24 protein-coding genes and 1 pseudogene are annotated in these 24,727 nt (G+C 71.7%); 15 read left to right on the top strand and 10 right to left on the bottom strand.

Annotation, left to right across the window (positions count from 1 at the left end):
- Positions 1-199 precede the first annotated feature (199 nt).
- The gene (gene dtd, locus ACJQWL_RS05900; protein ID WP_330969272.1) at positions 200-640 is read right to left on the bottom strand and encodes a D-aminoacyl-tRNA deacylase; all 441 of its coding nucleotides are present in this window, start codon (positions 638-640) and stop codon (positions 200-202) included.
- A 146-nt stretch (positions 641-786) separates the two neighbouring features.
- On the opposite strand from dtd, the gene ACJQWL_RS05895 reads away from it, so the two are divergent.
- From ACJQWL_RS05895 to ACJQWL_RS05885, 3 genes are all read left to right on the top strand, one after another.
- Complete coding sequence (locus ACJQWL_RS05895) at positions 787-1,713, top strand: lauroyl acyltransferase (RefSeq protein WP_330969273.1); 927 nt, start codon at positions 787-789, stop codon at positions 1,711-1,713.
- Positions 1,714-1,739: 26 nt separating this feature from the next.
- On the top strand, positions 1,740-2,270 hold the full coding sequence (locus tag ACJQWL_RS05890; protein WP_330969274.1) for a PH domain-containing protein: 531 nt from the start codon (positions 1,740-1,742) through the stop codon (positions 2,268-2,270).
- Between the two features lie 82 nt (positions 2,271-2,352).
- Entirely contained in the window at positions 2,353-3,810 is a 1,458-nt protein-coding gene (locus ACJQWL_RS05885) for a PH domain-containing protein (protein ID WP_330969279.1), read from the top strand.
- A gap of 4 nt (positions 3,811-3,814) precedes the next feature.
- Here the strand turns inward: ACJQWL_RS05885 and ACJQWL_RS05880 are convergent, their stop codons facing one another.
- Positions 3,815-4,657, bottom strand: coding sequence for a glycosyltransferase family 2 protein (locus tag ACJQWL_RS05880; RefSeq protein ID WP_330969275.1), 843 nt, complete (start codon positions 4,655-4,657; stop codon positions 3,815-3,817).
- A gap of 64 nt (positions 4,658-4,721) precedes the next feature.
- Here ACJQWL_RS05880 and ACJQWL_RS05875 point away from each other — a divergent pair, with 64 nt between their 5' ends.
- Positions 4,722-5,558 carry a glycosyltransferase family 2 protein gene (locus ACJQWL_RS05875; protein ID WP_330969276.1) on the top strand — a complete coding sequence of 279 codons (837 nt, stop codon included), beginning with the start codon at positions 4,722-4,724 and terminating at the stop codon, positions 5,556-5,558.
- Here ACJQWL_RS05875 and rsmB read toward each other — a convergent pair.
- The 3 genes from rsmB to def all read right to left on the bottom strand — a co-directional run bounded on the left by rsmB (position 5,538) and on the right by def (position 8,468).
- Positions 5,538-6,854: a 16S rRNA (cytosine(967)-C(5))-methyltransferase RsmB gene (rsmB, locus tag ACJQWL_RS05870; protein WP_411300776.1), complete on the bottom strand. Its 1,317-nt coding sequence runs from the start codon at positions 6,852-6,854 to the stop codon at positions 5,538-5,540. The genes ACJQWL_RS05875 and rsmB overlap by 21 nt on opposite strands.
- A 61-nt stretch (positions 6,855-6,915) precedes the next feature.
- Positions 6,916-7,839, bottom strand: a complete 924-nt coding sequence (gene fmt / locus ACJQWL_RS05865) for a methionyl-tRNA formyltransferase (RefSeq protein ID WP_411300775.1) — start codon at positions 7,837-7,839, stop codon at positions 6,916-6,918.
- 116 nt (positions 7,840-7,955) lie between these two features.
- Positions 7,956-8,468: a peptide deformylase gene (gene def, locus ACJQWL_RS05860; protein ID WP_330969982.1), complete on the bottom strand. Its 513-nt coding sequence runs from the start codon at positions 8,466-8,468 to the stop codon at positions 7,956-7,958.
- Between the two features lie 309 nt (positions 8,469-8,777).
- Between def and ACJQWL_RS05855 the strand changes: the two genes are divergently transcribed.
- The 8 genes and pseudogenes from ACJQWL_RS05855 to ACJQWL_RS05820 all read left to right on the top strand — a co-directional run bounded on the left by ACJQWL_RS05855 (position 8,778) and on the right by ACJQWL_RS05820 (position 17,193).
- Positions 8,778-9,923, top strand: coding sequence for a LysM peptidoglycan-binding domain-containing protein (locus ACJQWL_RS05855; RefSeq protein WP_330969983.1), 1,146 nt, complete (start codon positions 8,778-8,780; stop codon positions 9,921-9,923).
- 73 nt (positions 9,924-9,996) lie between these two features.
- Positions 9,997-11,222: pseudogene (dprA, locus tag ACJQWL_RS05850) on the top strand (DNA-processing protein DprA).
- Between the two features lie 115 nt (positions 11,223-11,337).
- Positions 11,338-11,826 (top strand): DUF494 family protein, encoded by a 489-nt coding sequence (locus tag ACJQWL_RS05845; RefSeq protein ID WP_330969751.1) that lies wholly within the window; start codon positions 11,338-11,340, stop codon positions 11,824-11,826.
- Positions 11,827-12,087: 261 nt separating this feature from the next.
- Positions 12,088-14,622 carry a DNA topoisomerase I gene (locus tag ACJQWL_RS05840; RefSeq protein ID WP_330969750.1) on the top strand — a complete coding sequence of 845 codons (2,535 nt, stop codon included), beginning with the start codon at positions 12,088-12,090 and terminating at the stop codon, positions 14,620-14,622.
- A gap of 55 nt (positions 14,623-14,677) precedes the next feature.
- Positions 14,678-15,244: an L-threonylcarbamoyladenylate synthase type 1 TsaC gene (gene tsaC / locus ACJQWL_RS05835; protein WP_330969749.1), complete on the top strand. Its 567-nt coding sequence runs from the start codon at positions 14,678-14,680 to the stop codon at positions 15,242-15,244.
- A 115-nt stretch (positions 15,245-15,359) separates the two neighbouring features.
- The gene (locus tag ACJQWL_RS05830) at positions 15,360-16,070 is read left to right on the top strand and encodes a DUF4124 domain-containing protein (RefSeq protein ID WP_411300774.1); all 711 of its coding nucleotides are present in this window, start codon (positions 15,360-15,362) and stop codon (positions 16,068-16,070) included.
- 3 nt (positions 16,071-16,073) lie between these two features.
- Positions 16,074-16,718, top strand: a complete 645-nt coding sequence (locus tag ACJQWL_RS05825; RefSeq protein WP_330969747.1) for a DUF4124 domain-containing protein — start codon at positions 16,074-16,076, stop codon at positions 16,716-16,718.
- 94 nt (positions 16,719-16,812) lie between these two features.
- Positions 16,813-17,193 (top strand): hypothetical protein, encoded by a 381-nt coding sequence (locus tag ACJQWL_RS05820; protein ID WP_330969746.1) that lies wholly within the window; start codon positions 16,813-16,815, stop codon positions 17,191-17,193.
- Positions 17,194-17,229: 36 nt separating this feature from the next.
- On the opposite strand, the gene ACJQWL_RS05815 is transcribed toward ACJQWL_RS05820, so the two are convergent.
- A complete protein-coding gene (locus ACJQWL_RS05815; RefSeq protein WP_330969745.1) occupies positions 17,230-18,006 on the bottom strand; it encodes an SDR family oxidoreductase in 777 nt (258 codons plus the stop codon).
- Positions 18,007-18,112: 106 nt separating this feature from the next.
- Here ACJQWL_RS05815 and ACJQWL_RS05810 point away from each other — a divergent pair, with 106 nt between their 5' ends.
- The gene (locus ACJQWL_RS05810; RefSeq protein ID WP_330969744.1) at positions 18,113-18,463 is read left to right on the top strand and encodes a hypothetical protein; all 351 of its coding nucleotides are present in this window, start codon (positions 18,113-18,115) and stop codon (positions 18,461-18,463) included.
- Positions 18,464-18,564: 101 nt separating this feature from the next.
- Here ACJQWL_RS05810 and sppA read toward each other — a convergent pair whose 3' ends face one another.
- The gene (sppA, locus tag ACJQWL_RS05805) at positions 18,565-20,448 is read right to left on the bottom strand and encodes a signal peptide peptidase SppA (protein ID WP_330969743.1); all 1,884 of its coding nucleotides are present in this window, start codon (positions 20,446-20,448) and stop codon (positions 18,565-18,567) included.
- Between the two features lie 66 nt (positions 20,449-20,514).
- Positions 20,515-21,927 (bottom strand): MATE family efflux transporter, encoded by a 1,413-nt coding sequence (locus ACJQWL_RS05800; RefSeq protein WP_411300809.1) that lies wholly within the window; start codon positions 21,925-21,927, stop codon positions 20,515-20,517.
- 160 nt (positions 21,928-22,087) lie between these two features.
- On the opposite strand from ACJQWL_RS05800, the gene ACJQWL_RS05795 reads away from it, so the two are divergent.
- Positions 22,088-23,320 (top strand): DUF3667 domain-containing protein, encoded by a 1,233-nt coding sequence (locus ACJQWL_RS05795; RefSeq protein WP_330969741.1) that lies wholly within the window; start codon positions 22,088-22,090, stop codon positions 23,318-23,320.
- The gene (locus tag ACJQWL_RS05790) at positions 23,317-23,658 is read left to right on the top strand and encodes a DUF4286 family protein (RefSeq protein WP_330969740.1); all 342 of its coding nucleotides are present in this window, start codon (positions 23,317-23,319) and stop codon (positions 23,656-23,658) included. The genes ACJQWL_RS05795 and ACJQWL_RS05790 overlap by 4 nt, the downstream gene beginning before the upstream one ends.
- Here the strand turns inward: ACJQWL_RS05790 and ACJQWL_RS05785 are convergent.
- Positions 23,655-24,308, bottom strand: a complete 654-nt coding sequence (locus tag ACJQWL_RS05785) for a DUF3106 domain-containing protein (RefSeq protein WP_330969739.1) — start codon at positions 24,306-24,308, stop codon at positions 23,655-23,657. The two genes, ACJQWL_RS05790 and ACJQWL_RS05785, sit on opposite strands and share 4 nt — an antisense overlap.
- Positions 24,295-24,727, bottom strand: a 433-nt coding sequence (locus tag ACJQWL_RS05780) for a hypothetical protein (RefSeq protein WP_411300773.1), incomplete at its 5' end; no start/stop codon positions are given. The genes ACJQWL_RS05780 and ACJQWL_RS05785, both read right to left, overlap by 14 nt.

Below are 24,727 nucleotides of genomic sequence, written 5' to 3'. Positions count from 1 at the left end.
AACTTGGGCACCGGGGTTGGGGCTAGAGAACCGTGCATTATACCAGCCGGCACGGGCGTTGGCCCGTCGGGCCGGTAATCCGGGCGTGCGGGGATCCGCCTGCAACTGCGTTGGAAAACGGGCTTGCCGACGGACCGCGGGCGGCGGCGGCCGCAGCGACCGGCCTGGGGGCCAGGGCCCTTGCCCTGCCTGCCTCGCGCTAGGCGCGCAGGAGGAAGGTCACCGGGCCGTCGTTGACCAGGCTGACCTCCATATGGGCCCCGAAGCGGCCGGTTTCCACCCCCGGGCGATGGCGCGCGCGGCAGGCCTGGACGAGCGCGTTGAATACCGGTTCAGCCGCGACCGGCGCGGCTGCGGTGCTGAAGCCCGGGCGCATGCCGCTGCCGGTGTCGGCGGCCAGGGTGAACTGGCTGACCAGCAACAGGCCGCCGCCGGTGTCGCACAGCCCGAGGTTCATCCGCCCCTGGGCATCGGCGAACACGCGGTAGCCGAGCAGCCGCTCGCACATGCGCGCGACCTGCGCTTCGCCGTCGCCGGGCTCGACGCCGACCAGCGCCAGCAGGCCGGGCCCGATTTTGCCCACGGCGTCGCCTTCGACGGAGACGCGGGCATGGGTGACGCGCTGGATCAGGGCGAGCATGGCGGTGCATCAAAGCGGCGTTGGCGTGGATCATCGGTGCAATGCCGGTGCAAGTCATCCGCAGGCCCGTGTTGCAAGCCCGTCCTGCACGCCCCGCGCGCGTGGGCCGCACGGTGCATGCCTGACCCCCGGCTACACTCCGGCGCATGACCGACCTGGCCGCACGACTGCTGCACCTGCTCGCCACCCTCGTGGGCCGGCTGCCGTGGCGGTGGCTGATGCGGATCGGCGATGCACTGGCCGCGCTCTGGCGCTGGCGCGACGTGCGCGAGAGCCGCGTGGCACGACGCAACCTGGCGCTGGCGTTCCCCGCCATGCCGCCGGCCGCGCGCGACTCCCTGCACGCCGCGATCCTGCGCACCACCGCGCGCCAGGCGCTGGAAACGGTGCGGTTGTGGACGCGACCGCACGCGGAGAACCTGGCGCTGGTGCGCGACGCACACGGGGCGCTGCTGCTGGATGCGGCGATCGCGTCCGGGCGCGGGGTGATCATCGCCGCGCCGCACTACGGCAACTGGGAACTGCTCAACCAGTGGCTGGCCGTGCGCACCCCGCTGGCGATCCTGTACCGCGCGCCGGAATCGAAGGTGGGCGAGGCGTTCCTGCAGGCGGTGCGCGCCGACCGCGACCGGGTGACCCAGATCCGCGCCGAAGGCCCGGCGGTGCGCCACCTGTTCAAGTGGCTGGGCGCCGGTGGCGTGGTCGGCATCCTGCCCGACCAGCAGCCCAAGGCGGGCGATGGCGAGTTTGCGCCCTTTTTTGGCACGCCTGCGTTGACCATGACGTTGCTGGGGCGGTTGGCCGCGCGTACCGGCGCCACCCTGCTGGTTGCATGGTGCGAACGCGTGGAAACGCATCCGGACCGGCCGCCGGCCTTCGACCTGCACCTGGAGCTGGCGCCACCGGGCATGTCCGACCCGGACCCGACGGTGGCGGTGCACGCGCTCAACGCGGCGGTGGAGCGCATTGCGCGGCGCGATCCGGCGCAATACCAGTGGACCTACAAACGCTATACGCTGCGGCCGCCCGGCAGCGGCGAGCCGAACCCGTACCGCACCGTGCCGCCGCAATGAATGCCGATCGCAACGCAGGAGGCGCGATGCAGCACCCACCATCCGAACCCACGCCCGAAGGCTGGCCCGGCTCCGCCGATGCTGCGCAATGGCAGCCCTTGCCGGCGCGGGCACGTGCGCTGTTCCTGGTGGGGACCACGCTGCCGCTGCTGGTGCCGGCGGCTATCGTCGCGGTGGTTGGCGGTAGCCTGCTCGAGGCGCGGCTGGCGGCCGTGCCGGCATGGGCGGTGGCCGCGGCCGCGCTGGCGCTGCTGCTTGGCATCGGCCTGTGGCTGGGCGCGAAACGCCATTCCTACACGGCCTGGCGCCATGACGGCGAGGGCCTGGCGGTGCGGCGCGGCAAGCTGTGGCGCAGCGAGACCCGGGTGCCCGCCAGCCGCGTGCAGCACCTGGACGTCAAGCACGGTCCGTGGCAACGGCGGCGCGGGTTGGCCACGCTGGTGGTGCATACCGCCGGGACCCGCAACAGCGCCGTGACCGTGCCGCACCTGGACGCGGCCGACGCCGAACGGCTGCGCGACGCGCTGGCCCGGCAGATCGGGACCGATGACGACTGAGCCGGCCGTCCCCGCGCAGGACCCGGCACCGCCCAACGGTCCCGAGCCGGGGGTCGCCGACGCCGAGCGCCGCCTGCACCCGATGTCGTGGCTGTTCGTGCTGCTCGCGCAGCTCAAGCAGTTCATCGTGCCGCTGCTGGCGCTGCTGGTGTTCGGCCGCCGCGCCGACGACACCATGCACGAGCTGTGGCCGCTGGCCGGCGTGGCGGTGCTGGCGCTGGTATCGGTGTGGCAGTACTTCACCTACCGCTACGGCGTACTGGGCGACCGGCTGGTGGTGCGCAGCGGCGTGCTGCAGCGCAGCCTGCGCATCATTCCGTTTGCGCGGATCCACAACGTCGCCGTGCAGCAATCGCTCCTGCACCGGGTGTTCGGCGTGGCCGAGGTGCGGCTGGAGTCGGCCGGCGGGCAGAAGTCCGAAGCCGAGATGCGGGTGCTGCGCCTGGACGACGCACTGGCGCTGGAAACGCTGGTACGCCGCCGTGGCGCGGCGCCTGGCACGGCATCCGGCACGGTAGGCGCCGCGCCCGCGGAAGCCTCCACCGTGCTGCTGGAGCTGCCTCCGGCCGAAGTGGTCCGGCTGGGCCTGGTCTCCAACCGCGGCCTGATCGTGGTGGGCGCGGGCTTCGCCGCCCTGGCGCAGTTCAGCCCGCGGTTGTTGCCCAACCTGTTCGAGCGCTGGGGTGAGGCGCTGTTCGGTTTCGCCGATGCGCGGGCGTTCTCGTATGCGGACTACGCGCTGGCCGGCACCAGCCTGGTCGTGGCGCTCGTGCTGCTGCTGCGCGGGCTGTCGGTGTTGCTGGCGCTGGCGCAGTACTACGGCTTCCGGCTGAGCGAACACGGCCGCCGCCTGACCGTCGAACGCGGCCTGCTGGCGCGGTGGCGCACCAGCGCATCGCGCCGCCGGATCCAGGCCTGGACGCTGCGCGAAGGCATGCTCCACCGGTTGCTGCGACGGCGCGGGCTGGAAGTCGACACGGCCGTGGCCGAGCAACCCGACCAGCAGCGCAGCCTGCGCGAGGTCGCGCCGATCGCCACCCCGTCCGACTGCGACCGCCTGATCGGATACCTGCTGCCGCGCGCGGGCTGGGGGTCGCTGGAGTGGCGCACCCTCCCGGCCGCGGCGTGGTGGCGGCTGTTCCTGCCGGTGGCGTGGGTGCCGCCAGTGGTGGCGGCCGCACTGGCCTGGCGGTTCGGCGGGTGGGGCCTGCTGGTGCTGCTGTGGCTGCCGTGGTCGGCGTTCAAGTCCCGCCAGCATGCGCGCCGCATCGCCTATGCCCTGGGCGATGAGCTGATCGCGGTGCGCGAAGGCTGGTGGAGCCGCCATTGGCGCTTTGCCGAACTCGACAAGCTGCAATCGCTCGACCTCACGCGCTCACCGGTCGACCGTCGCTGCGGCACCGCCACGTTGTGGCTGGATACGGCCGGTGCCGGTGCCCTGGCCCCGCCGCTGCGCGTCCGCTTCCTGCCCGACGCCGAGGCCGAAGCGTTATACGCCCGGCTGTCGTCCGAGCTGGCGCGGCGCCGGTTGCGCTGGTGACCCGCTAGGGCGCGGCGCGCTTGTCGATGCCGAACTCCGTCCACGTCCGGCGCAGGCGCCGGGTATCGGCGCGCAGGCCGCGGTTGAAGTCGATGCTGTCCTGGGTGGCGTAGCCGCGCGGGTGGTCCAGGTGCAGCACGATCGCGCGGTGGCGGATGCGCTTGCCGCGGATGCCGGCGTTCTCCAGCCGCTCGCCGAATTCGCGGTCCTGGCCGCCGTACTTCATCCGCTCGTCGAACCCGTTGATGGCCAGGATGTCGCGCTTCCACGCCGACGCGCTGTGGCCGTTCCAGCTGGCGCGCGCCGGGCTGATCATGTCCAGCAGGGCACCCAGCCGCGGGCCCGCGGTCAACTTCACGTCGCGGCGCGAGGCCGGCATGCCGCGTCCGCGCAGCCACGCGGCATCGAAGCAGCGGCCGCTGCGGATGTCATCGAGCGAGATGGCCGTGGACGTGTCCATCGGCAGCTTGTGGTACCCGCCCGACAGGAACCGGCCCGGCTCGCGCAGGCGCAGGTGGGTCGACACGAAGTCGGCCCGGGGGATGCAGTCGCCGTCGGTGAACAGCAGGTAGTCGGCGCGGCTCTCGCGGATGGCCATGTTCAGTGCTTCGCACTTGCGGAAGCCCTCGTCGGCCTGCCACAGATGCCGCACCGGCATCGGCAGCTGGCCTTGCAATGCCTGGATCCGCTCGCGGGTGTCGTCGCGGCTGCCGTCGTCGGCCACCAGCACCTCGAAGTCGCCGCGGTCCTGTGCGCCGAACCCCACCAGCACCTTCTCCAGCCAGTCGGGCTGGTTGTAGGTGGTGAACACGACGCTGGCGATGGGGGCGGGTGCGGGCTGCGACATGCCGCGAAGGGTACCCTGTCGGCCCCGCCACGTGCCCGTCCCGGCACCCTGCAGAGCCCCGCGCATGCGCCCCGATCGACCGCTGCTGTCCGCCACCGTCATCACCTTCAACGAGGCCGACCGGCTGGGTGACTGCCTGGCGTCGCTGGACTTCTGCGACGAGGTGGTGGTGGTGGATTCGGGCTCGACCGACGCCACCTGCGACATCGCCCGCGCGCACGGCGCGCGGGTGCTGGTGCGTCCGTTCGATGGATTCCGCAGCCAGAAGCAGTACGCGGTCGAACAGGCCACGCATGACTGGATCCTCAGCCTGGACGCGGACGAGCGCGTCGACGCGCGACTGCGTGGTGCGATCCTCGTCGAGCGCGAGGCGGGGTTCGCCCGCGCGGCCGGCTACCGAGTGGCCCGCGCGTCGGAATACTTCGGCCGTTTCCTCCGCCACGGCAACGCCTACCCCGACCGCAAGCTGCGCCTGTTCGACCGCCGCCGCGGCGGCTGGCGCGGCGAGCGCGAGATCCACGAAACCGCCACCGTCGATGGCGCGGTCGCCACCCTGGCGGGCGAGCTGCTGCACCTGCCGTTCCGCTCGTTCGAGCACCAGTTGGCCAAGTCGCGCCAGTACGCGCAGATGATGGCCGAGCACGCCCACGCCCGCGGCAAGCGCGCGTCGCTGGTGAAGATGGTGCTCGGGCCGGCGTGGCGCTTCCTGCGCGGCTACGTGTTGCGCGGCGGGTTCCTGGATGGCGCACCGGGGCTGATCTACGCCTACGTCACCGCCTACACCGCGCGCCAGAAGGCGATCCGGCTGTGGCTGCTGCAGCACGGCCAGCCGGTCCGGGACCCGGCAGGCGGGACGCAAACCGGGGCTGCCGCCCCGGCCTCAATCGATCCGCTTGCGTAGTCGCGCGTAGAAGAACCCGTCGCCACCGCCCTCGCCGGGCAGCCGCTGGCGACCGGCGCCGGCCGGCCGTCCAAGGTCTTCCGGCAGCGCTTCTGCCACCGCGCCGGGCGTGCGGGCCAGGAACGCATCGACCTGCCGCTCGTTCTCGTCGCGCAGGATCGAACAGGTCGCGTAGAGCAGGACCCCGCCGGGGGCGAGCGTCGCCCAGGTCGCGTCCAGCAGGCGCGCCTGCAACGCCACCAGCGGCTCAAGGTCGGAGGCACGCCGGTGCAAGAGCACGTCGGGCTGGCGGCGGACGATGCCGGTCGCCGAACACGGCGCGTCCAGCAGCACCGCATCGAACGCGACGCCGTCCCACCACGCGGTGTCGGCCGCATCGGCGGCGACCAGCACCGCTCCCGGGCGCAGGCCGAGCCGGTCGAGGTTGGCGGCAACGCGGTCCAGCCGCCGCGCGTCGATGTCCAGTGCGGTGACCGCCAGCGTCGGGTCGCGCTCCAGCAGGTGCGCGGTCTTGCCACCCGGCGCCGCGCATGCATCGAGCACGCGCCCCCCGACGGGCGGCGACAACGCGTCGGCCACGCGCTGCGCGGCAATGTCCTGCACCGACACCGCGCCGTCGCAGAAGCCGGGCAGCGTCGCCACCGGCACCGCGGCATCCAGGCGCAAGGCGTCGAGCGCGTCGGAATCGGTGTAGGCGCTGATGCCCGCCGCCCCCAGGCGGTCGGCATACGCCTCGCGCGTGCCCTGCAGGCGGTTGACCCGCAGCCACATGGGCGGGGTCGCCGCACTCGCGGCCAGGATCGAGTCGAGCTCGGCGGGCCAGTCGCGCCTGAGACGGTCCCGCAGCCATCCCGGCCAGTGCGCGGAGGGGTCGGCCGCCGGCAGCCCCTCGCGCAGCGCACGCCGCAGCAGGGCGTTGACCAGTCCGGCCTGGTGCGAGCGCTTGAGCGCGCGCGTGGCCTCGACCGTCGCATCCACCGCCGCATGCGCGGCCAGCCCCAGCGGATCCAGCTGCGCCAGCCCCACGTACAGCAGCGCGCGCAGCGGCGCGTCGCGGCGGCCCAGCGGCCGCGCGGTCCAGCCGTCGACCGCGGCCCGGTAGCGCGCCGGCTGGCGCACCACCGCGAAACAGATCGCCTCGACCAGCGCGCGGTCGCGCGGGTCGGCCAGGCCGGGCAGCGCGGCCGCCAGCTCGCCCTTCAGCGAACGGCCCTGGTGCAGCACCGCATCGAGCACGCGCGCGGCGACGAGGCGGCTTGCGACGCCAGCGGCCAGGTGGGCGGGGACGGGCGCCATCACCCGAGCCACGCCGGGGCCGGAGGTGGGTGGCGAGGGCGGTCGAACGCCAGCAGGGTGCTCACGGGGCCGGCGCCAGTCCACGCCGTGCGTTGAGGTAATCGGCCGCGGTGATGGCACGCCCGCCCTCGCGCTGCAGCACGCGGATGCGCAGCGCACCCTCGCCGCAGGCCACGTCGATGCCGTCCCGCCCGGCTGCCAGCACCGTGCCCGGGGCCGCGTCGTGTGCCAGCGCCAGCGGCACCGCGCCATGGATCCGGACGCGCTCGCCCGCCAGCTGGGCCTCGGCCATCGGCCACGGGTTGAATGCGCGCACCTTGCGCGCCAGCGCCTCGGCCGGGCCGCCCCAGTCGAGCCGGGCCTCGGCCTTGTCGAGCTTGTGCGCGTAGGTGACGCCTTCGGTGGGCTGCGTCCGCGCGACCGGGACGATGCCGGCGCGCAGCAGGCCCAGTCCGTCCGACAGCACCTGCGCGCCCAGCTCCGCCAAGCGATCGTGCAGCTGCCCGCCCGTATCGGCGTCGCCGATCGGCAGGGTTTGCGACAGCAGCACCGGCCCGGTATCCAGGCCGCGCTCCATCTGCATCAGGCACACGCCGCTCGCGTCGTCGCCGGCCTCGATCGCGCGCTGGATCGGCGCCGCGCCGCGCCAGCGCGGCAGCAGCGAGGCATGCACGTTCCAGCAGCCATGGGCGGGGATGTCGAGCACCGACTGCGGCAGGATCAACCCGTAGGCCACCACCACCAGCACGTCCGGCTCCAGCGCCTTCAACGCGTCACGCGAAACCTGCGCCTTGAAGTTCTCCGGCTGCAACACCGGGATGCCGCGCGCGATCGCCTCGCGTTTGACCGGCGAGGGCGTCAGCCCCCGCCCGCGCCCGGCGGGTCGGTCGGGTTGCGTGTACACGGCCACCACCTCGTTGCGCGCAGCGGCGGCGCGCAGGCAGGGCACGGCAAAATCCGGCGTACCGGCAAAGACGATTCTCATGGGGGTGCTGCCGCGTCCGGGGAAAAGCGCATTGTAGGAGTGCCGGCAACCGCGACCGGTCTGCCCCGGGAACGCCTGCCTGTTGCATCGCGGCTGGAGCCGCGCCTACACGCCTGCTAGGCCGCGTTGCGACGTGCCTTGGCCAGCTTCTTGCGGACCATCTCGCGCTTGAGCGGCGAGAGGTAGTCGACGAACAGCTTGCCGACCAGGTGGTCCATCTCGTGCTGGATGCACACCGCGAGCAGGCCGTCGGCGCGCATCGTGAAGGGCTGGCCGTCGCGGCCGACCGCATCCACGGTGATCTCGTCGGCACGGGTCACGTCGGCGAAGATCCCGGGCACCGACAGGCAGCCTTCCTGGTAGACCTGCTCGCCGGCCGAGGCGGTGACCACCGGGTTGATGAACACCAGCGGCTGGTCCTTCTCCTCGGAGACGTCGATCACCATGAAGCTCTGGTGCACGTCCACCTGGCTGGCCGCCAGGCCGATGCCGGGCGCTTCGTACATGGTCTCGAACATGTCCGCCAGCAATTGCTGGAATGCAGGCGACGTGACCTGCGCAGGGTCGACCGGCACGGCCTTCGTGCGCAGACGCGGATCGGGGAACTCGAGGATCGGAAGCAGTGCCATGGCGATGGAGTCACGTGGAGTGGGCGGGTCGTGCCGCGGGCGGGACGCGTAGCCCGGACATGCAGGTGTGGCACGCGGGGGCCCGGGTCGGCAGGGTCGCGGCGGCGGCGGGATTCGCGCCCCGGTGGCGGTGGCGACAGGGCCCAAATGGGGGCATGGGTCACAACCACAAGCGCCGGGCGTGGATTCTACGCCGTTTCCCGGCCCCGATCCTTGCAACCCCACGCGCCTTCTGGGCTATAGTGCCGATGCCCTCGCCGGGAGCCGGCGGCGGGCAAACCTGCAAGGGGAATCAGGTAGATGGCCGCCATGCTTAAACCGATCCGCACGGTTCTGACCGCTGCGCTGTTCACGATCGCCACCTTCACCGTGGCAGCCCAGATGCGAGGGGAGCATCCGGACACCTACGTGGTGAAGCGCGGTGACACGCTTTGGGATATCGCCGGACGCTTCCTGGAGCGCCCATGGCTGTGGCCGGAGATCTGGCAAGCCAACCCGCAGATCGCCAACCCGCACCTGATCTATCCGGGTGACGTGATTTCGCTGGCCTACCTCAACCGCGTCTCGGTCGAACCGGGCCCGCGAGAGGGCGCGCCGATCAACGCCATTCCGCTGGAACAGATCGAACCGTTCCTGAAGAACGCGCGCGTGGTCGACAGCTTCGAGCACCTGCCCTACGTGGTCGGCCTGGAAGAGGACCGCCTGCGCAGCGCCCGCGGCCAGATCGCCTACATCGAGGGCATGCCCGCCGCCCAGCCCGGCCAGCGCTACGCCGTGGTGCGCCCGACCGTGCGCTACACGCGGCTGGACCGCACCCAGTGCTGCGACATCATGCGCCAGTCCGACCTGGACTTCCGCGGCCGCCGCACGCTCGACTTCGACTCCATGTGGACCGACGTGGTGGTGCCCGACAACGGCCGCGAACTGCTGGGTTACGAGCTGATGCAGATGGCCACCGGCACGATCAGCCGCGGGGAAGTCGGCGGCATCGAGGCCAGCACCCTGGTGCTGGACGACGAGGGTCGCGAGGTCCGCGTCGGTGACCGCCTGGTGCCGATCGAGCTCAACCCGTACGACCTGCAGTTCTTCCCGCACCCGCCGAGGCAGCAGTTCGACTACGGCCGCGCGCAGGTGCTGGCGGTGACCGACACCCTGAGCTACGGCGGGCCGCGCGACGTGATCGCACTGTCGGTCGGCGCCCGCGACGGCATCGACAACGGCACGGTGTTCTCGATCTGGCGCCGCGGCACGCTGGAGGTCGACCGGGTCAAGGTCGGTCCCGAGCGTGACCCGGACCTGGTCGGCCGCGCGTCGCGCGTGCGCCTGCCGGACGAGTTCTCCGGCCATGCCCTGGTGTTCCGCACCTTCGACAAGGTCAGCTATGCGCTGGTCATGGACGGCGTGCGCCCGACCAAGGTCGGCTACGAGCTCAAGCACCCCGACGCCCCGTACTGAGGCGGCATTTTCCTACGCAATGCCACGACGGCGCCCGAGGGCGCCGTCGCTGTTTGTGCACGACGCTGGCGCGATGCCGGACGTCGCCTCCCCATCGCCACGTGCAACACCCGCCCCCGCCCCCCGCGGCGCCGATCCCGAGGCGCTGCTGCGGCTGGTCCTGGCCGGCGGTCGCACCGGGGCCCGCCGTACCCTGCTGGAACGCGCCGGCGCCCCCGCCGGGGCGCTGGCCGCGGGTGACGCGGGCTGGCGTGCGGCGGGCCTGGACGAGCGCCAGCGGGAGGCGTTGCGGCGACCCGCGTGCGACGTGCTGGAGGCCGCACTCCGCTGGTGCATGCAGCCGGACCAGGCGGTCATCGGCTGGCACGACCCCGACTATCCCGCACTGCTGCGCCGGACCGCCTCGCCCCCGTTGGCGTTGTTCGTGCGCGGGTCCATCGACCTGCTGTGGCAGCCGGCCGTGTCCGTGGTCGGCAGCCGCTCGCCGACCCCCGCCGGACGCGACAACACGGTGGGCTTCACCCACGCGCTGGTCCAGGCAGGCATGACGGTGGCAAGCGGCCTGGCCGCCGGCATCGACACGGTGGCGCACGCGACCGCCCTCTCCGCCGGCGGCGGCACCTACGCCGTGCTGGGGACCGGGCCGGACGTGGCCTACCCCGTGGCCAACCGGGCGTTGCAGGACGCGCTGGGCGTGCAGGGGGCGCTGGTCAGCGAGCACCCGCCCGGCACCCGGCCACGGCGCGAGCACTTCCCCTCCCGCAACCGCATCCTGGCCGGGCTCAGCCTGGGCACGCTGGTGATCGAAGCGGCCGGACGCTCGGGGGCGCTGATCACCGCGCGGCTGGCGGCCGAAGCCGGTCGCGAGGTGTTCGCGGTCCCCGGTTCCATCCACAACCCGCTGGCGCGGGGCTGCCACCGGTTGATCCGCGAGGGCGCCACCCTGGTCGAGGACGTCGAGCAGATGCTATCCGGGCTGGCCCCGGTCGCCCACAGCCTGGCGTCGGCCTTGCGCGGGCGGTTGGGCGTCCCCACAACTGGCAATCGGGGCCTGGAGCACCGGGCAACGGCCTCTCCCGGTGGCGGCCCGGACGCCGCGGGTGCATCTGGTCTCAGTTCAGCTTGCGACACGCCCGACCACCAGCGGTTGTGGTCGTGCATTGGCCGGACCCCAGTTCTATGGATCAGCTGGTCGCGCGCAGCGGATTGACGGCCGCCAGCGTGTCCTCCATCCTGCTTCACATGGAGCTTGAGGGTCGCGTGGCGGCGCAGCATGGCCGCTACTTCCGCAGGGGTTGATGCGCATCCAGACCGGCCTTCGCCGGCGTATCTCAGGGCAGGTGCCGGGGCGACCCGGACCGACCGATCCACCACTCCAGTCCCACGCGCCGCTTGCGGCGCAGGCCGAGGGGAAATGAAAGAAAGCATCCTTGATGTCCTGCTGTACCTGTTCGAGCACTACCTCGCCGATGACGCGGACCTGGTCCGTGACCGTGACGCCCTCAAGAGCGGCCCCCTGTTCGAAGAACTGGGCCAGGCCGGCTTCAGCCCCGCCGAGATCAACAAGGCCTTCGAGTGGCTCGACGCGCTCGCGCGCCAGCGTCCGGCCGCCTCGCCGGCCCGCGTCGGTGGGCCGACCCGCGTTTTCGCCGATGTCGAGCTGGAGCGGCTGGACCTTGAATGCCGCGGATTCCTGATGTTCCTCGAGCAGCACGGAGTGCTGGACGCAGGCCAGCGAGAGCTGGTCGTCGACCGGGCGATGGCGCTGGAACAGGACGAAATGGACCTGGACGACCTCAAGTGGGTGGTCCTGATGGTGTTGTTCAACCAGCCCGGTTCGGAAGCGGCGTACGCCTGGATGGAAACCCAGATGTTCGCCGACGAGCCCGAACCGGTCCACTGAGGGCCAAGCGCGGCGGGCCTGTCACGGCTCACGCCGGGCTCACGGCCCGGCCGGTCTGATCCAGCGGCCGGGGCGCCGCGGAACCCCCCGGCGGTCACATTCGCGCCGATTGCTGCTTGACAGTGCCGGCTGCGGCGTGATTCCACTAAATAAGGCAACTCCCCACGCCCGCGGCCACCCCCGCGGGCGTCGCCTTCTTTGCACGCCCCATTCTTTGCACGACCACTGGCAGCGCGCGAGCGACTGCGGAGCTCCCCGGACATGGCCAAGAACCTCCTGATCGTCGAATCGCCCGCCAAGGCCAAGACGATCAACAAGTACCTCGGCAAGGACTTCACCGTCCTGGCCTCCTACGGCCACGTGCGCGACCTGGTGCCCAAGGAGGGCGCAGTCGACCCGGAGCGCGGCTTCGCGATGCGCTACGACCTGATCGAGAAGAACGAAAAGCACGTCGACGCGATCGCCAAGGCCGCCAAATCCGCCGAAGCCATCTACCTGGCAACCGACCCGGACCGCGAGGGCGAGGCCATCAGCTGGCACGTGGCGGAGATCCTGCGTGAGCGCAACCTGGTCGGCGACCGGCTGCTGCAGCGCGTGGTGTTCACCGAAATCACCCCGCGTGCGATCAAGGAAGCGATGGCGAACCCGCGTGCGATCGCCGCGCCACTGGTCGACGCGCAGCAGGCCCGCCGTGCGCTGGACTACCTGGTCGGCTTCAACCTGTCCCCGGTGCTGTGGCGCAAGGTGCAGCGCGGACTGTCGGCCGGGCGGGTGCAGTCGCCGGCGTTGCGGATGATCGTGGAACGCGAGGAGGAGATCGAAGCCTTCATCGCGCGCGAGTACTGGTCGATCGAGGCCGATTGCCAGCACCCCACGCAGGCCTTCAGTGCCCGCCTGACCCGGCTGGACGGCAAGAAATTCGAGCAGTTCACCATCACCGATGGCGATACCGCGGAAGCGGCGCGGCAGCGCATTGCGACGGCTGCCAATGGCGCGCTGCACGTCACCGACGTCACCAGCAAGGAGCGCAAGCGCCGCCCGGCCGCGCCGTTCACCACCTCCACGCTGCAGCAGGAGGCCTCGCGCAAGCTCGGCTTCACCACCAAGCGCACCATGCAGGTCGCGCAGAAGCTGTACGAGGGCGTCGCGATCGGCGAGGAAGGTGCGGTCGGCCTGATCAGCTACATGCGTACCGACTCGGTGAACCTCTCGGCCGATGCGATCAGTGATATCCGTGACGTCATCGCGCGCGACTTCGGTACCGGCGCGGTGCCCGACAAGCCCAACACCTACCAGACCAAGTCCAAGAACGCGCAGGAGGCCCACGAGGCGATTCGCCCCACCTCCGCGCTGCGCACGCCCGCGCAGGTGTCGCGATTCCTGGAGGACGACGCGCGCCGGCTGTACGAGCTGATCTGGAAGCGCGCGGTCGCCAGCCAGATGGTGCCGGCCACCCTCAACACCGTGTCGATCGACCTCGCCGCCGGCAGCGAGCACAGCTTCCGCGTGTCGGGCACGACGGTGATCGACCCGGGCTTCCTGGCTGTCTACGAGGAAGGCAAGGACGCCAAGTCCGCCGATGCCGAGGACGAGGGCCGCAAGTTGCCGGCGATGAAGACCGGCGACCGCATCCCGGTGGACCGCATCCACGCCGACCAGCATTTCACCGAGCCGCCGCCGCGCTTCTCGGAAGCTTCGCTGGTCAAGGCGCTGGAGGAGTACGGCATCGGACGCCCGTCCACCTACGCCTCGATCATCGCCACCCTGCTGTTCCGCAAGTACGTCGAACTCGACAGCCGCCGCTTCCGGCCCACCGACGTGGGTCGTGCGGTCAGCAACTTCCTGTCCAACCACTTCACCCGCTACGTGGACTACGACTTCACCGCGCACCTGGAGGACGAGCTGGACGCGGTCAGCCGCGGCGAGGAGGAATGGATCCCGCTGATGGAGAAGTTCTGGGCCCCGTTCAAGCAACTGGTCGACGAGAAGAGCGAGTCGGTGGACCGCAGCGAGGCCACCGGTGCGCGCGAACTGGGGACCGACCCCAAGTCGGGCAAGCCGGTCAGCGTCCGGCTGGGTCGCTACGGGCCCTATGCGCAGATCGGCACCGCCGAGGACGAGGACAAGCCGACCTTCGCCTCGCTGCGTCCCGGCCAGAGCATGCACACCATCGGCCTGGAGGATGCGATCGAGCTGTTCAAGCTGCCGCGCACCCTGGGCGAGGACAAGGGCGAGACCGTCAGTGTCGGCGTGGGACGCTTCGGACCCTTCGCCAAGCGCGGCAGCGTGTACGCCTCGCTCAAGAAGGAGGACGACCCCTACACGATCGAACTGGAGCGGGCGGTTTTCCTGATCGAGGAGAAGGAAGAGATCGCCCGCAACCGGATCATCAAGCAGTGGGAAGGCAGCGACATCCAGGTGCTCAACGGCCGCTTCGGTCCCTACATCAGCAACGGCCAGCTCAACGGCAAGATCCCCAAGGAGCGCGAGCCCGCCTCGCTGACGCTGGAGGACGTCACCCGGCTGCTTGAGGAGACCGGCAAGCCGGCACGCGGCCGCTTCGGCAAGAAGGCCACCAAGAAGGTGGCCGAGAAGAAGCCGGCGGCAAAGAAAGCACCTGCCAAGAAGGCGGCCAAGAAGTCGGCCAAGAAAGCCGCCAAGAAGACGACCGCGAAAACGGCCGGCAAGACCGTGAAGAAGGCCGCCACGAAGGTAGCCAAGAAGGGGGGCGCGAAAGCGGTCGCCAAGGATGGCGGGCAAGACGTGGGTGCTGGGACGCCGTCCACCCCGGCCTGAGCCTGCGGGCCCCGCGGGGCCCGGGGGTGTCCCGGGTCCGCGCTATCCTGCCGCAATGACTGCACCGGCACTGCAACTCCAAACCACGCTATCCGCGCTGCGCGCCGGTGGCGTCGTCGCCTACCCGACCGAGGCGGTCTGGGGCCTTGGCTGCGACCCCTTCGACGAGGTCGCGGTGCTGCGACTGCTGGACATCAAGCAGCGCCCGGTAGCCAAGGGCCTGATCCTGGTGGCGGCCACGCCCTCGCAGCTGGACGGTCTGGTTGACTGGGACGCACTGCCCGGCCGCTGTCGCGCCGACGTGGAGGCGGGTTGGCCCGGCCCCAACACGTGGATCGTGCCGTGTACCGGGCGCGTGCCGGCATGGATCAGCGGTGGCCATGCCGGCGTCGCAGTGCGGGTCAGTGCGCACCCGGTCGTGTCCGACCTGTGTACTGCGTTCGGCGGTCCGCTGGTCTCCACCAGCGCCAACCGCGGCGGCCAGCCGCCGGCATTCAGCCGGGCCGAGCTGGACCCCGCGCTGGTGGCGCAACTCGATGCGGTCGCACCCGGCGAGACCGGTGGGCTGGCCGCGCCCACGGCGATCCGGGACGCCCGCACGGGCGCCGTACTGCGCGCCTGACCCGCACGCCTGGCAACGCGCCCTGGGCCGAACCCACAGGCCGGCTTCCCCGTTGACTGAACGTCCCGGTTCGAAGGTGTGCAGCGGCGCCGTCGACAGGTGCAAGATGGGCGGCATGCACCCCGTCCCCGCCCCGATGCGCACCGTCGTCCTGCTATCGCTTGCGGTAGCGGGCGCCGGCCTCGTCATCGGCGCGCCCGGTCCCGCCCGCGCCGAGGCCGACCCGGTGAAGATCTACCGCTGCACCGGACAGGACGGTCGCCTGACCCTGCGTGACACGCCGTGCCTGCGTGGCCAGGACCAGCAGACCCGCGAGATGCAGCGCCCTCGGGATCCCCCGCCGCGCCCTGCGCCGCAGCGGATGGCAACCACCGTCGTCGAGGCACCCCCCGCGCCGACGAGATTCATCGTGATGACCCCGCCACGCCCCCTGTACGAGTGCATCACCCCCGACGGCGAGCACTACACCAGCGATACCGACCAGGGTGACCCGCGATGGGTGCCGATGTGGACACTTGGCTATCCGGTGGTGCTGGGCGAGCACCCGCACCGCCGCGCCGGGGCGCCGCGGCCGCGCCCGCCGCACGGCGCACCCGGTATCGCCCACCCCGGGCCGCACCTGGGTGCGGTGGTCTATCCGGGCGCCGGCACCTGGGTGCGTGATGTGTGCCATCCGCTGCCGCAGGCCGACATCTGCGATCGCCTGCGCGAGCAACGTTCGGATATCGCCTCGCGCTACAACAGCGCGCTGCAGAGCGAGCGCCGCGTGATCAACACCGAACGGCGCAGGCTGGACGCACGCCTGGCCAACGACTGCGGGGCCTGACCCGTGCGCCGACTCCTGTGGTCTACCTGCATTGGCGTGCTCGGCCTGGTCGTCCTTTCCGGCGCCCGCGCCGAACTGGTCATCTACCGCTGCACCGACGCGGCCGGGGCGGTCACGGTGCAGAACGACCAGCGCTGCCCCACCGGCAGCCGCCAGGAGCGCCGCGTGATCGACGACGCCCCCGTCGCGCCCCCGCCTCCCGCCCCGGTGCCGCCGCCCGCGCCACCGCCGATGCCGCCCACCTTGGCGCCGCTGCAGCCTGTCGTCGACACGCCGGCCGCGGACCCGATGCCCGCCGCAGTCGCCGCCCCGCCTGTCGAACTGGTGCCGCCGCCTGCGTTGTTCCAATGCCGTACCTGGAACGACGAGCTCTACCTGACCGAGCGCGACACGCCGGCCCGCCGCTGCGCGCCACTGCGCACCAGGGGCCTGGCCGGTGGCGGCGGCGTGGGTGCGGCCTGCGAGGAACGCCAGGATCGCTGCGAGCCGGTGGCCGAGGCGGCGCTGTGCGAGCGCTGGCGCGAGCGGTTGACCATCGCCCAGGGCGCGGAACGCTTCGGAATGCCCACCCGCGAAGGCGAAACCGCGCGTGACGTGGAACGGATCGAACGCCTGCTGGCCCAGAGCACCTGCGCCGCCACGCAGTGACACTGTCCGCCGACGTGCACTCGGTCGGCCTCACGCCGCGTTGTCCCGCCCGACTGCACCGTACTGGCAACGACGGTCCCACCCGGCTCCCGCGATGACAGACACACCGGCCTTCGACATCGAGTTTTCACCGCATCCGGCCGGCCTGCGCGCGCGCGTGACCGGCGAGGGGACGCTGGCGGCCACGCGCGGCTATTGGCAGGCGATCGTGGCAAGGCTGCAGGCACAACCGGCGCGCGGCCTGCTGCTGGTCGACGAGATGCACGGCCCCGCGCTCAGTGCATCGCAGTGGCAGGAGCTGGTCGCCGACATGGAGGGGCAGGGCCTTGAGCGTGTTCGCATCGCCCATGCCAAGCCCCGGGGACTGGGAGCGGTCGAACACTGCGAGATCCACGCCCGCGAAGCCGGGTTCGAGGCCCGCGTATTCGCCGACGAGGCCACCGCCGACCTGTGGCTGCGCTACGGCGCGACCTGAACGGCCGTGCCCGCGACCCCGGTTCACACCCGAGGCTCAGAACCCGTAACGCAGGAACCCGCCGTCCACGGCGATGCATTCGCCGGTGATGTAGCCCGCCGCCGGCAGGCACAAGAATGCCACCGCGGCCGCCACCTCCTCGGCCTCGCCAATGCGCCCCAGCGGCGTGCGCAGCAGGACCTCGTCGAGGTAATCCGGGTCGGCCAGCTTGTCGGAGGTGCGGCGGGTGCGGATGTACCACGGCGCGACCGCGTTGACCCGGATTCCGTCCTCGGCCCATTCCACCGCCAGGTTGCGGGTCATCTGGTGCATCGCGCCCTTGCTCATGCCGTAGGGCGCGCCGGTGCGCACGTGGGTCAGGCCCGAGACGCTGCCGACGTTGACGATGCTGGAGGCCGCGTGGCGCGTCAGCAGCGGGTGCAGGTAGCGAGACAGCTCGAAGGCGGAGAACACGTTGGTCTCGAAGATTCCCCGCCACTCCGCGTCGCTGTAGTCGGTGGCCGGCCTGCTGAGGTTATCGCCGGCATTGTTGACCAGGATGTGCAGGCCTTCGCCGAAGTCCTCGACCCAGTCCAGCAGCTCACGTCGCTGCTCCTCGTCGGCGACATCGGCGGCGAACACCTGCACTTCGCGCTCGGGGAAATCCTCCAGCAGCTCCGCACGCACCGACTCCAGCGCCGCGGCGCCGCGCGCGGTGAGCAGTACGTCGGCGCCGAAGCCGAGCAGTTCGCGCGCGATGGCGCGGCCGATCCCCGCGCTGCCGCCGGTGACCAGCGCCAGGTGTCCGTCCAGCCGCCAGCGTCGTGGGTCCATCGAAGCTCCTCGAAGTCATGTGCGCCGGGAGTCGTGCGCGCCGACGTGGCGTTGCCTGCACGCGTCCCGGCGTAGCATAGCGGGCAGTCGAAACCGGAGGACGCCGATGACCCAGTGCCCCGACCGGGTGCGGTCCATGCAGGCACTGCTGCGAAGCGGCATGGCCGCGATGGCGATGATCACCCTCGCGCTTGCGCTCGCGGCGTGCCGCAAACCGCAGCCGCCCGACCCGGAACGCCCGCCGGAACCCCAGGCCGGCTCGGCGGATGCGATCGCGCCTACACCCACCCTCGCCACGACGGGCACACCTGCCGTGGCCGACAGCGCACCGCGCATCCCGCGGGGCGCTCAGGATCGGGATGCGGACGTGCAGACCCCGTTGGAGCGCGTGCGTGATGTCGAGACCAAGGTGGGCAGCGCCGCCGATGCCACCCGCGCCCGGATCGATCCGCCCTGACACCGCTCGCGCCGCCCGAATGCGCATCCCAAGAAAAAGCCCGGCACTGGCCGGGCTTTTTCTTTGCGTCGGATTGCCCGGGCGCTACCCCCAGTGGCTCGTTACAGCTCGCAGAAGCAGTAGGCGAGCGCCTTGACCGGCTTGCCGGGCACCGGCTGCAGCGCACTTTCCAGCAGGCGCATGTCGTTGGCCACCTGCGGCATGAAGCGCGCGACGAGGCCACGCGCCAGGTCCGAACCGCGCAGCCACGAAGCGCCCATGCGGCTTCCGGCGAAGCCGGCGAAGAATCGCTCGAACGGCGTGGCGGGCTTCTCGACATAGCGCACCGCGTAGTCGTCTTCCGCGCCCAGTTCCGCGCGACGGGCAGCGTCGGCGATGGACGCCTGCAAGCCGCCCAGCTCATCGACCAGGCCGCGCTCGAGGGCCTGCGCCCCGCTCCAGACGCGCCCACGGGCGACGGCGTCGACCTGCGCCACGCTGCGATCGCGCGCCTTGGCGACGCGACCGGTGAAATCGCGATAGCCCTTCTCGATCACCGCCTGGATGATGCCGCCCACCGCCGGATCCAGCGGACGGGTGATGTCGAACGCCCCCGCCAGCGGCGTGGTGCCGACGCCATCGGTGTGCACGCCGATCCGGTCCAGCGTGCGCGGGATGGTCGGGATCAGGCCGAAGATGCCGATCGACCCGGTGATGGTGGAGGGGTCGGCGTAGATGCGATCGGCGTTCATGCTGATCCAGTAGCCGCCGGATGCGGCCAGGTCACCCATCGACACCACCACCGGCTTGCCAGCGGCCTTGAGCGCGACCACCTCGCGGCGGATCTGCTCGGAGGCGAACACCTCGCCACCGGGCGAGTTCACCCGCAGTACCACGGACTTGACCTGGTCGTCGTCGCGCGCGTCGCGCAACAACGCCGCAGTGGACTCGCCACCGATCACGCCCGGGGGCTGCTCGCCACCGGTAATGGCGCCTTCGGCCACCACCACGGCCACCTGGGGCCGGCGGTCGGCGGGCGAGGGCTCGCCGTTGACGTGGGCCAGGTAGCCCTCCAGCGACACCTGGCGGAACCCGCCTTCTGCATCCTGGTCGGCCCGTCCGCGCTCGGTCATCAGCGCATCGACTTCCTGGCGGGTCTTCAACCCGTCCACCAGCTTCTGGCGCAGGGCCAGCTGGGCCAGGTCGCCGCCGACGGCCTCGACCTGGGCGGGCAGTTGGCGGATGTCGGCCACCAGCTGCGCGGGCGGCAGCTTGCGCGCGACGGCGACGTCGCCCAGGTAGCGCGACCACAGGTCGTTCATCCAGTACAGGTCCGCTTCCTTGGACTCGGGCGAGGCGGCGTCGAGCACGTACGGCTCGGCGGCGGACTTGTACTCGCCGACCTTGAACAGGTGCACGTCGACGCCCAGCTTTTCCTCAAGGCCTTCGCGGTAGTACTGGCGATAACGGCCCAGGCCTTCCAGCATCAGCCCGCCCATCGGGTCGAGGTAGACCTCGTCGGCCTGCGCGGCGACCAGGTACTGGCCCTGCCCCATCATCTCGCTGGCCGCCACCACCTGCTTGCCCGAAGCACGCAGGCGCGCGACCGCGGCGGCGAACTCCCGGCGCGAGGCCATGCCGCCGCCGACCATGCCGTCCAGGCGCAACAGCACCCGGTCGATACGGGTGTCCTCGGCGGCCGCGTCCAGCGCGTGCAACAGGTCGCGCAATTGCACCTCCCCGGTGTCGGCGCCCATCGCCTTGGCGAAGGCGCGGCTGGCCGGGTCGGTGGTGTACTGCTCGACCAGCGCGCCCTCCGGTGCGATCACCAGCGTGGTGCCGTCGAGCAGGGGCTGGGTGCGGTCACCGGCGCCGATGGCGGCCAGGATGAGCAACAGCAGCGCGAAGAACAGCAGGTTGAACACCAGCCGGCGGGTGAAGTTCATCGCATCCCACAGGCCCACGAAGAATCGGGCGATGGGGCCGCGGCGCGGGGTGTCGTTCATTTCGGGAAATACTCCGGTACGGCATTGAAATGCGAACGCCCAGCGTACCCGCTGCCCTCGCCGGTTTCATGCGCCAGAGGTCACCTGCGCCACGGGCGCGGGCAGTCGGTCGGGTGCGCTGGCACGCACGAAGCGCAGCCCCAGCAGCAGCGCGGCCACCGTCAGCCCGGCGATCAGGCCGATCCACATGCCCGGCGGGCCCATCGGCTCAACCAGGCCCGGCACGCCCAGCCCCAGCCCTGCACCCAGCGGCATGCCGACGCCCCAATACGCCAGCGCCGCCAGCACCATCGGCACGCGGGTGTCGCGCAGCCCGCGCAGGGCGCCGGCCGACAGCACCTGGACCCCGTCGGGGAACTGGAACGCCATCGCGTACAGGAGCAGGGTCGCTGACAGCGTGGCGACCGCTGCATCGCGGGTGTAGAGGGCGGCCACGTGGTCGTGGCCCAGCAGCAGTGCAAGGCCCGACAGCGTCTGCGTGCCCAGGGTCAGCAGCAGGCCCGCCAGCGCGGCGCGGCGCACGCCGGTCGATCCCGTCCCGCGCCCCAGCGCATGGCCCACGCGCACGGTGGTGGCCTCGGCCACGCCGAACGGGACCATGAAGCACAGTGCAGCGACGTTGATGGCGATCTGGTGCGCGGCCACCGGCACCTCGCCCAGCCGCCCGATCAACAGCGCGGTGACGATGAACAGGCTCCCCTCCATGGTCACCGTCACCCCGATCGGCAGGCCGGTGCGCAGCAACCCGACGATCCGGGCGCCGTCGGGGCGGTTGCGACGGGTGAGGAAGCCGTCGAACAGCCGCAGGTCCGCAAACCGCCGCGAGCGCCGCAGGTACCACGCGAACACGATCGCCTGGGTCCAGAGCATGATCGCCGAGGCCAGCCCCAACCCCCCAGCGCCCATCCCCGGCACGCCCGGTCCGCCGAACGCCAGCAGCACGCCCAGCGGCACCAGCAACAACAGCCCGCCGAAGCCCAGCACCATGGTCGGCAACGTCCAGTGCAGGCCGTCGCTGAGGTAGCGCATGCAGTAGTACAGCGTCAGCGCCGGTACGCCCCAGCGGATGCCATGCAGGAACGCGGCAGCGCCGGGACGGATCTCCGCCGCGATCCCCATCGGCTCCATGGCATGCACCAGCAGCGACAACAGCGCGAACAACGCGACACCCAGTGCAGCGGCCAGCCACAGCGCCTGCCGGAACAGCGGCCCGATCTCGCCGCGGCGACCGGCCCCGTCCAGTTGCGAGACCGATGGCGGCAGCGCCATCAGCGTGCCCATCGGCACCATCATCGCCAGCCAGAACAGCGCCGTGCCCACGGCCACCGCGGCCAGCGTGGTGGTGCCGTGGTGGCCGGCGATCACGCTGTCCACGAAGCCGATCAGCCCGGTGGACAGGTGGCCGGCAACGAGCGGGCCGGACAGCATTGCGGTGCTGCGCAGCTCGGCAAGCAGGGGCCGCGCGCGGGCCACCGGCACAGGGGCGGGAGGGGTCATGGTTGCGCATCCGGCGACTGCGGCCGCGACGCGAACGGCTGTCGCGTGCTGGCGCCGGGTCGCGGCGGGCCGCTATCTTAGCCGCCGTCGACGACCACCGGCCGCGCTCGCCGGCCCGCGCCGACCAGGGGATCGAACACGGATGAGCAAGCACGACACGCCGACGCAGTGCGAGAACTGCGCGACCCCCCTGCAGGGCGGCTACTGCCACCGCTGCGGGCAGTCGGCAGTCAACCCGGTCCGCGATGCGCAACACGCCCTGGTGGAAGTGTTCGAGTCGTTCTGGCACCTGGACGGGCGGGTCTTCCGCACCCTGCGCGACCTGATCTCGCCCGGCCGCGTGGCGCGCGACTACATCGCCGGCCACCGCGCGCGCTACATCGCACCGCTGCGGATGTTCGTGGTCGCCACGCTGCTGACGTTCTTCGTCGGCCAGTACACGGTGTCCTTCGGCGAGGGCGCGATCGTCAGCGACGGCCGGACGCCGGTGGTCGCCGGCGTCGACGTCGACATCGCCCGCCGAATCGAACAGGCAACCACCCGCGAGGAGGTCATCCGGATCCGCGACCAGGCGCTGGCCGGGGTGGAAGCCGCGCGCGAGACCGTTGACGGCGTGCCCGTGCCCGGCATCGACCGCCGACTGCTGGCGGCGACGGTCGCCATCCGCGGTGCGGCGGGCAGCCGCATCGCCGAACTGGAACGAGCGGCAGGCGAAGTGCCGGCAGCCGCGACCCCGTCCGCGCCGCCGCGTACGACCGCCGCACGCACGGGCGAAGGCACGGTGGTGGTGGACGCCGACGACGAAGACATCTGGGTGATGCGCTTCAACGACGCGCCCTGGCACCCGGTCGACAACCCGGTGGCGGTGGCCTGGCTTCCCGACTTCGCCAACGACTGGCTCAACCGCAAGGTGGGCCGCGCCAAGGAGAACCTCCCGCGACTGGAGGACGACCCGGAACTGCTCAAGGCATCAATGATGCAGGCGTTGCCGACGGCCCTGTTCATGCTGGTGCCGGTATTCGCGCTGCTGCTCAAGCTGTTCTACCTCTTCAGCGGGCGGCTCTACCTGGAACACCTGGTGGTGGCCCTCTACAGCCACGTCTACCTGGTGGTGGTGCTGCTGGGGTTGTTCCTGCTGGAGGCGCTGGACGGACTCGTCGAGGGGCCCGCGCCCTGGGCCAGCGTGGCCATCCGCCTGGCCTCGATCGCGCTGTGGTGCTGGCTGCCGCTGTACCTGCTGCTGATGCAGAAGCGGGTGTACGCGCAGGGCTGGCCCATCACGCTGGCCAAGTACTTCGCGCTCGGCCTCGCCTATTTCATGCTGGTGTCGATGGCGGTGCTGTACGCCACCCTGGCCGGCCTGGTGTCGGCATGAGCGCGGTGGTCTACGAGGTCAACCTGGACGTGGACGCGTCCATCGCGGTGGAATTCCGCGCGTGGCTGGACGGCCACGTGCGGGAGATCCTCGCGTTACCCGGCTTCACCGGTGCGCAGGTGTTCGAAGTGCTCGACCCGCCGGCGTGCGCGGGGCGCATGGCGCTGTGCGTGCACTACGCGCTGGTCGATGCCGCCGCGCTGGAGGCCTACCTGCGCGAGCACGCGCCGCGGCTGCGCGGCGATGGACAGGCCCGCTTCGGGGGCCGCTTCAACTCCAGCCGGCGGGTGTTGCGGGGGTTGCACGGGCAACGCGCCGACGCGACGGCCGGCGCCTAGTCCATCCGCTGTTGCAGCCAGCGGGCGCGCTGTCCCGCGGCAGTGGACACCAGTTCGCGCCGGAGCTCGTTGCGCTCCTGCGGCGGCGTTCGATGCACCAGCAGGGCCAGGTCGCTGCGCTGCTGGGCGGTGAGCTCACGCAGCACCTGCAGCAGCGGCTCGTGCTGCTCTGCCGGCACCTGCGCCAGCAGCGGCTGCAGGGACGCGTAGTCGACGCCCAGCACCGGGCCCAGCCGCCAGCCTTTGCGTTCACTGCCGTCCAGTGCCGCGAAACGCGCGCGCAGCGCGTCGCGCTCGGCCGCCGGCATCCGCTCCATGCGCCTGGCCAGGGCCCGCAACCGCGCACGCTCGTCCGGGGTCAGCATTTGCCAGGCGCGGTAATCGACCCGCCGGGCATTGCGCTCGGCCCGCGGCAGCGCGTCCCATTCGGCTGCCCGGCGCGCCAGCGCCTCGCGCTCGGCGGCGGTGCGCCCCTGCCAGTGCCGGGCGCGCTCAAGTAATTGCGCACGCCGCTCCGGCTGCAGCAGGGGCAGCACCCCCTCGAAGTCGTCCAGCACCGCCGGGGTCGCGCCCACGCCCGCAGCGGCCCATGCCAGCACCGCTGCAAGGCACGCGAGTGGCCAACGGTGGGCAGCGTCAGCGCGGCGCACGGGCGGACTCGGTGGCCAGGGGAATGGCTGCGGGCGACCCGTCCATCCCGTCGGTGGCGGCATCGGGCATGGGCGCGACTTCGGTGGGCACGTCCGGGGCGTCCTGCGCGGACAACCAGCTGAGGAAGGCGACGTCGCGCGCGGCGGCAAGCCCGTCGGGGTCGCCCAGCAGTTCGTAGTCCCGGTGCGCCAGCAGGCCCGAGGTGTCGTCGTAGCGCGCACGCGGGGGCTCGTGCGGCAGCATCCCGACGCGGACTTCGCCAGCGTCCAGGGGCTGCAGCTGGCCGACCAGCCAGTTCTCGGCAGGGGGCCAGTAGGTCAGCCCCAGTGCGAGCAGGCAGGCCGCCGGCAGCGCCCAGACGCTGCGCGGCCAGGGCGGGCGCGATTGCGGCGCGTCGTCGGCGGGCACGGCTCGCGGC

It is taken from the genome of Novilysobacter viscosus (genome assembly GCF_046600715.1).
Taxonomy (GTDB): Bacteria; Pseudomonadota; Gammaproteobacteria; order Xanthomonadales; family Xanthomonadaceae; genus Lysobacter_C; species Lysobacter_C viscosus.
Note: the sequence above shows the minus strand (reverse complement) of the source record. Positions and strands in the feature narration are given on the sequence as shown.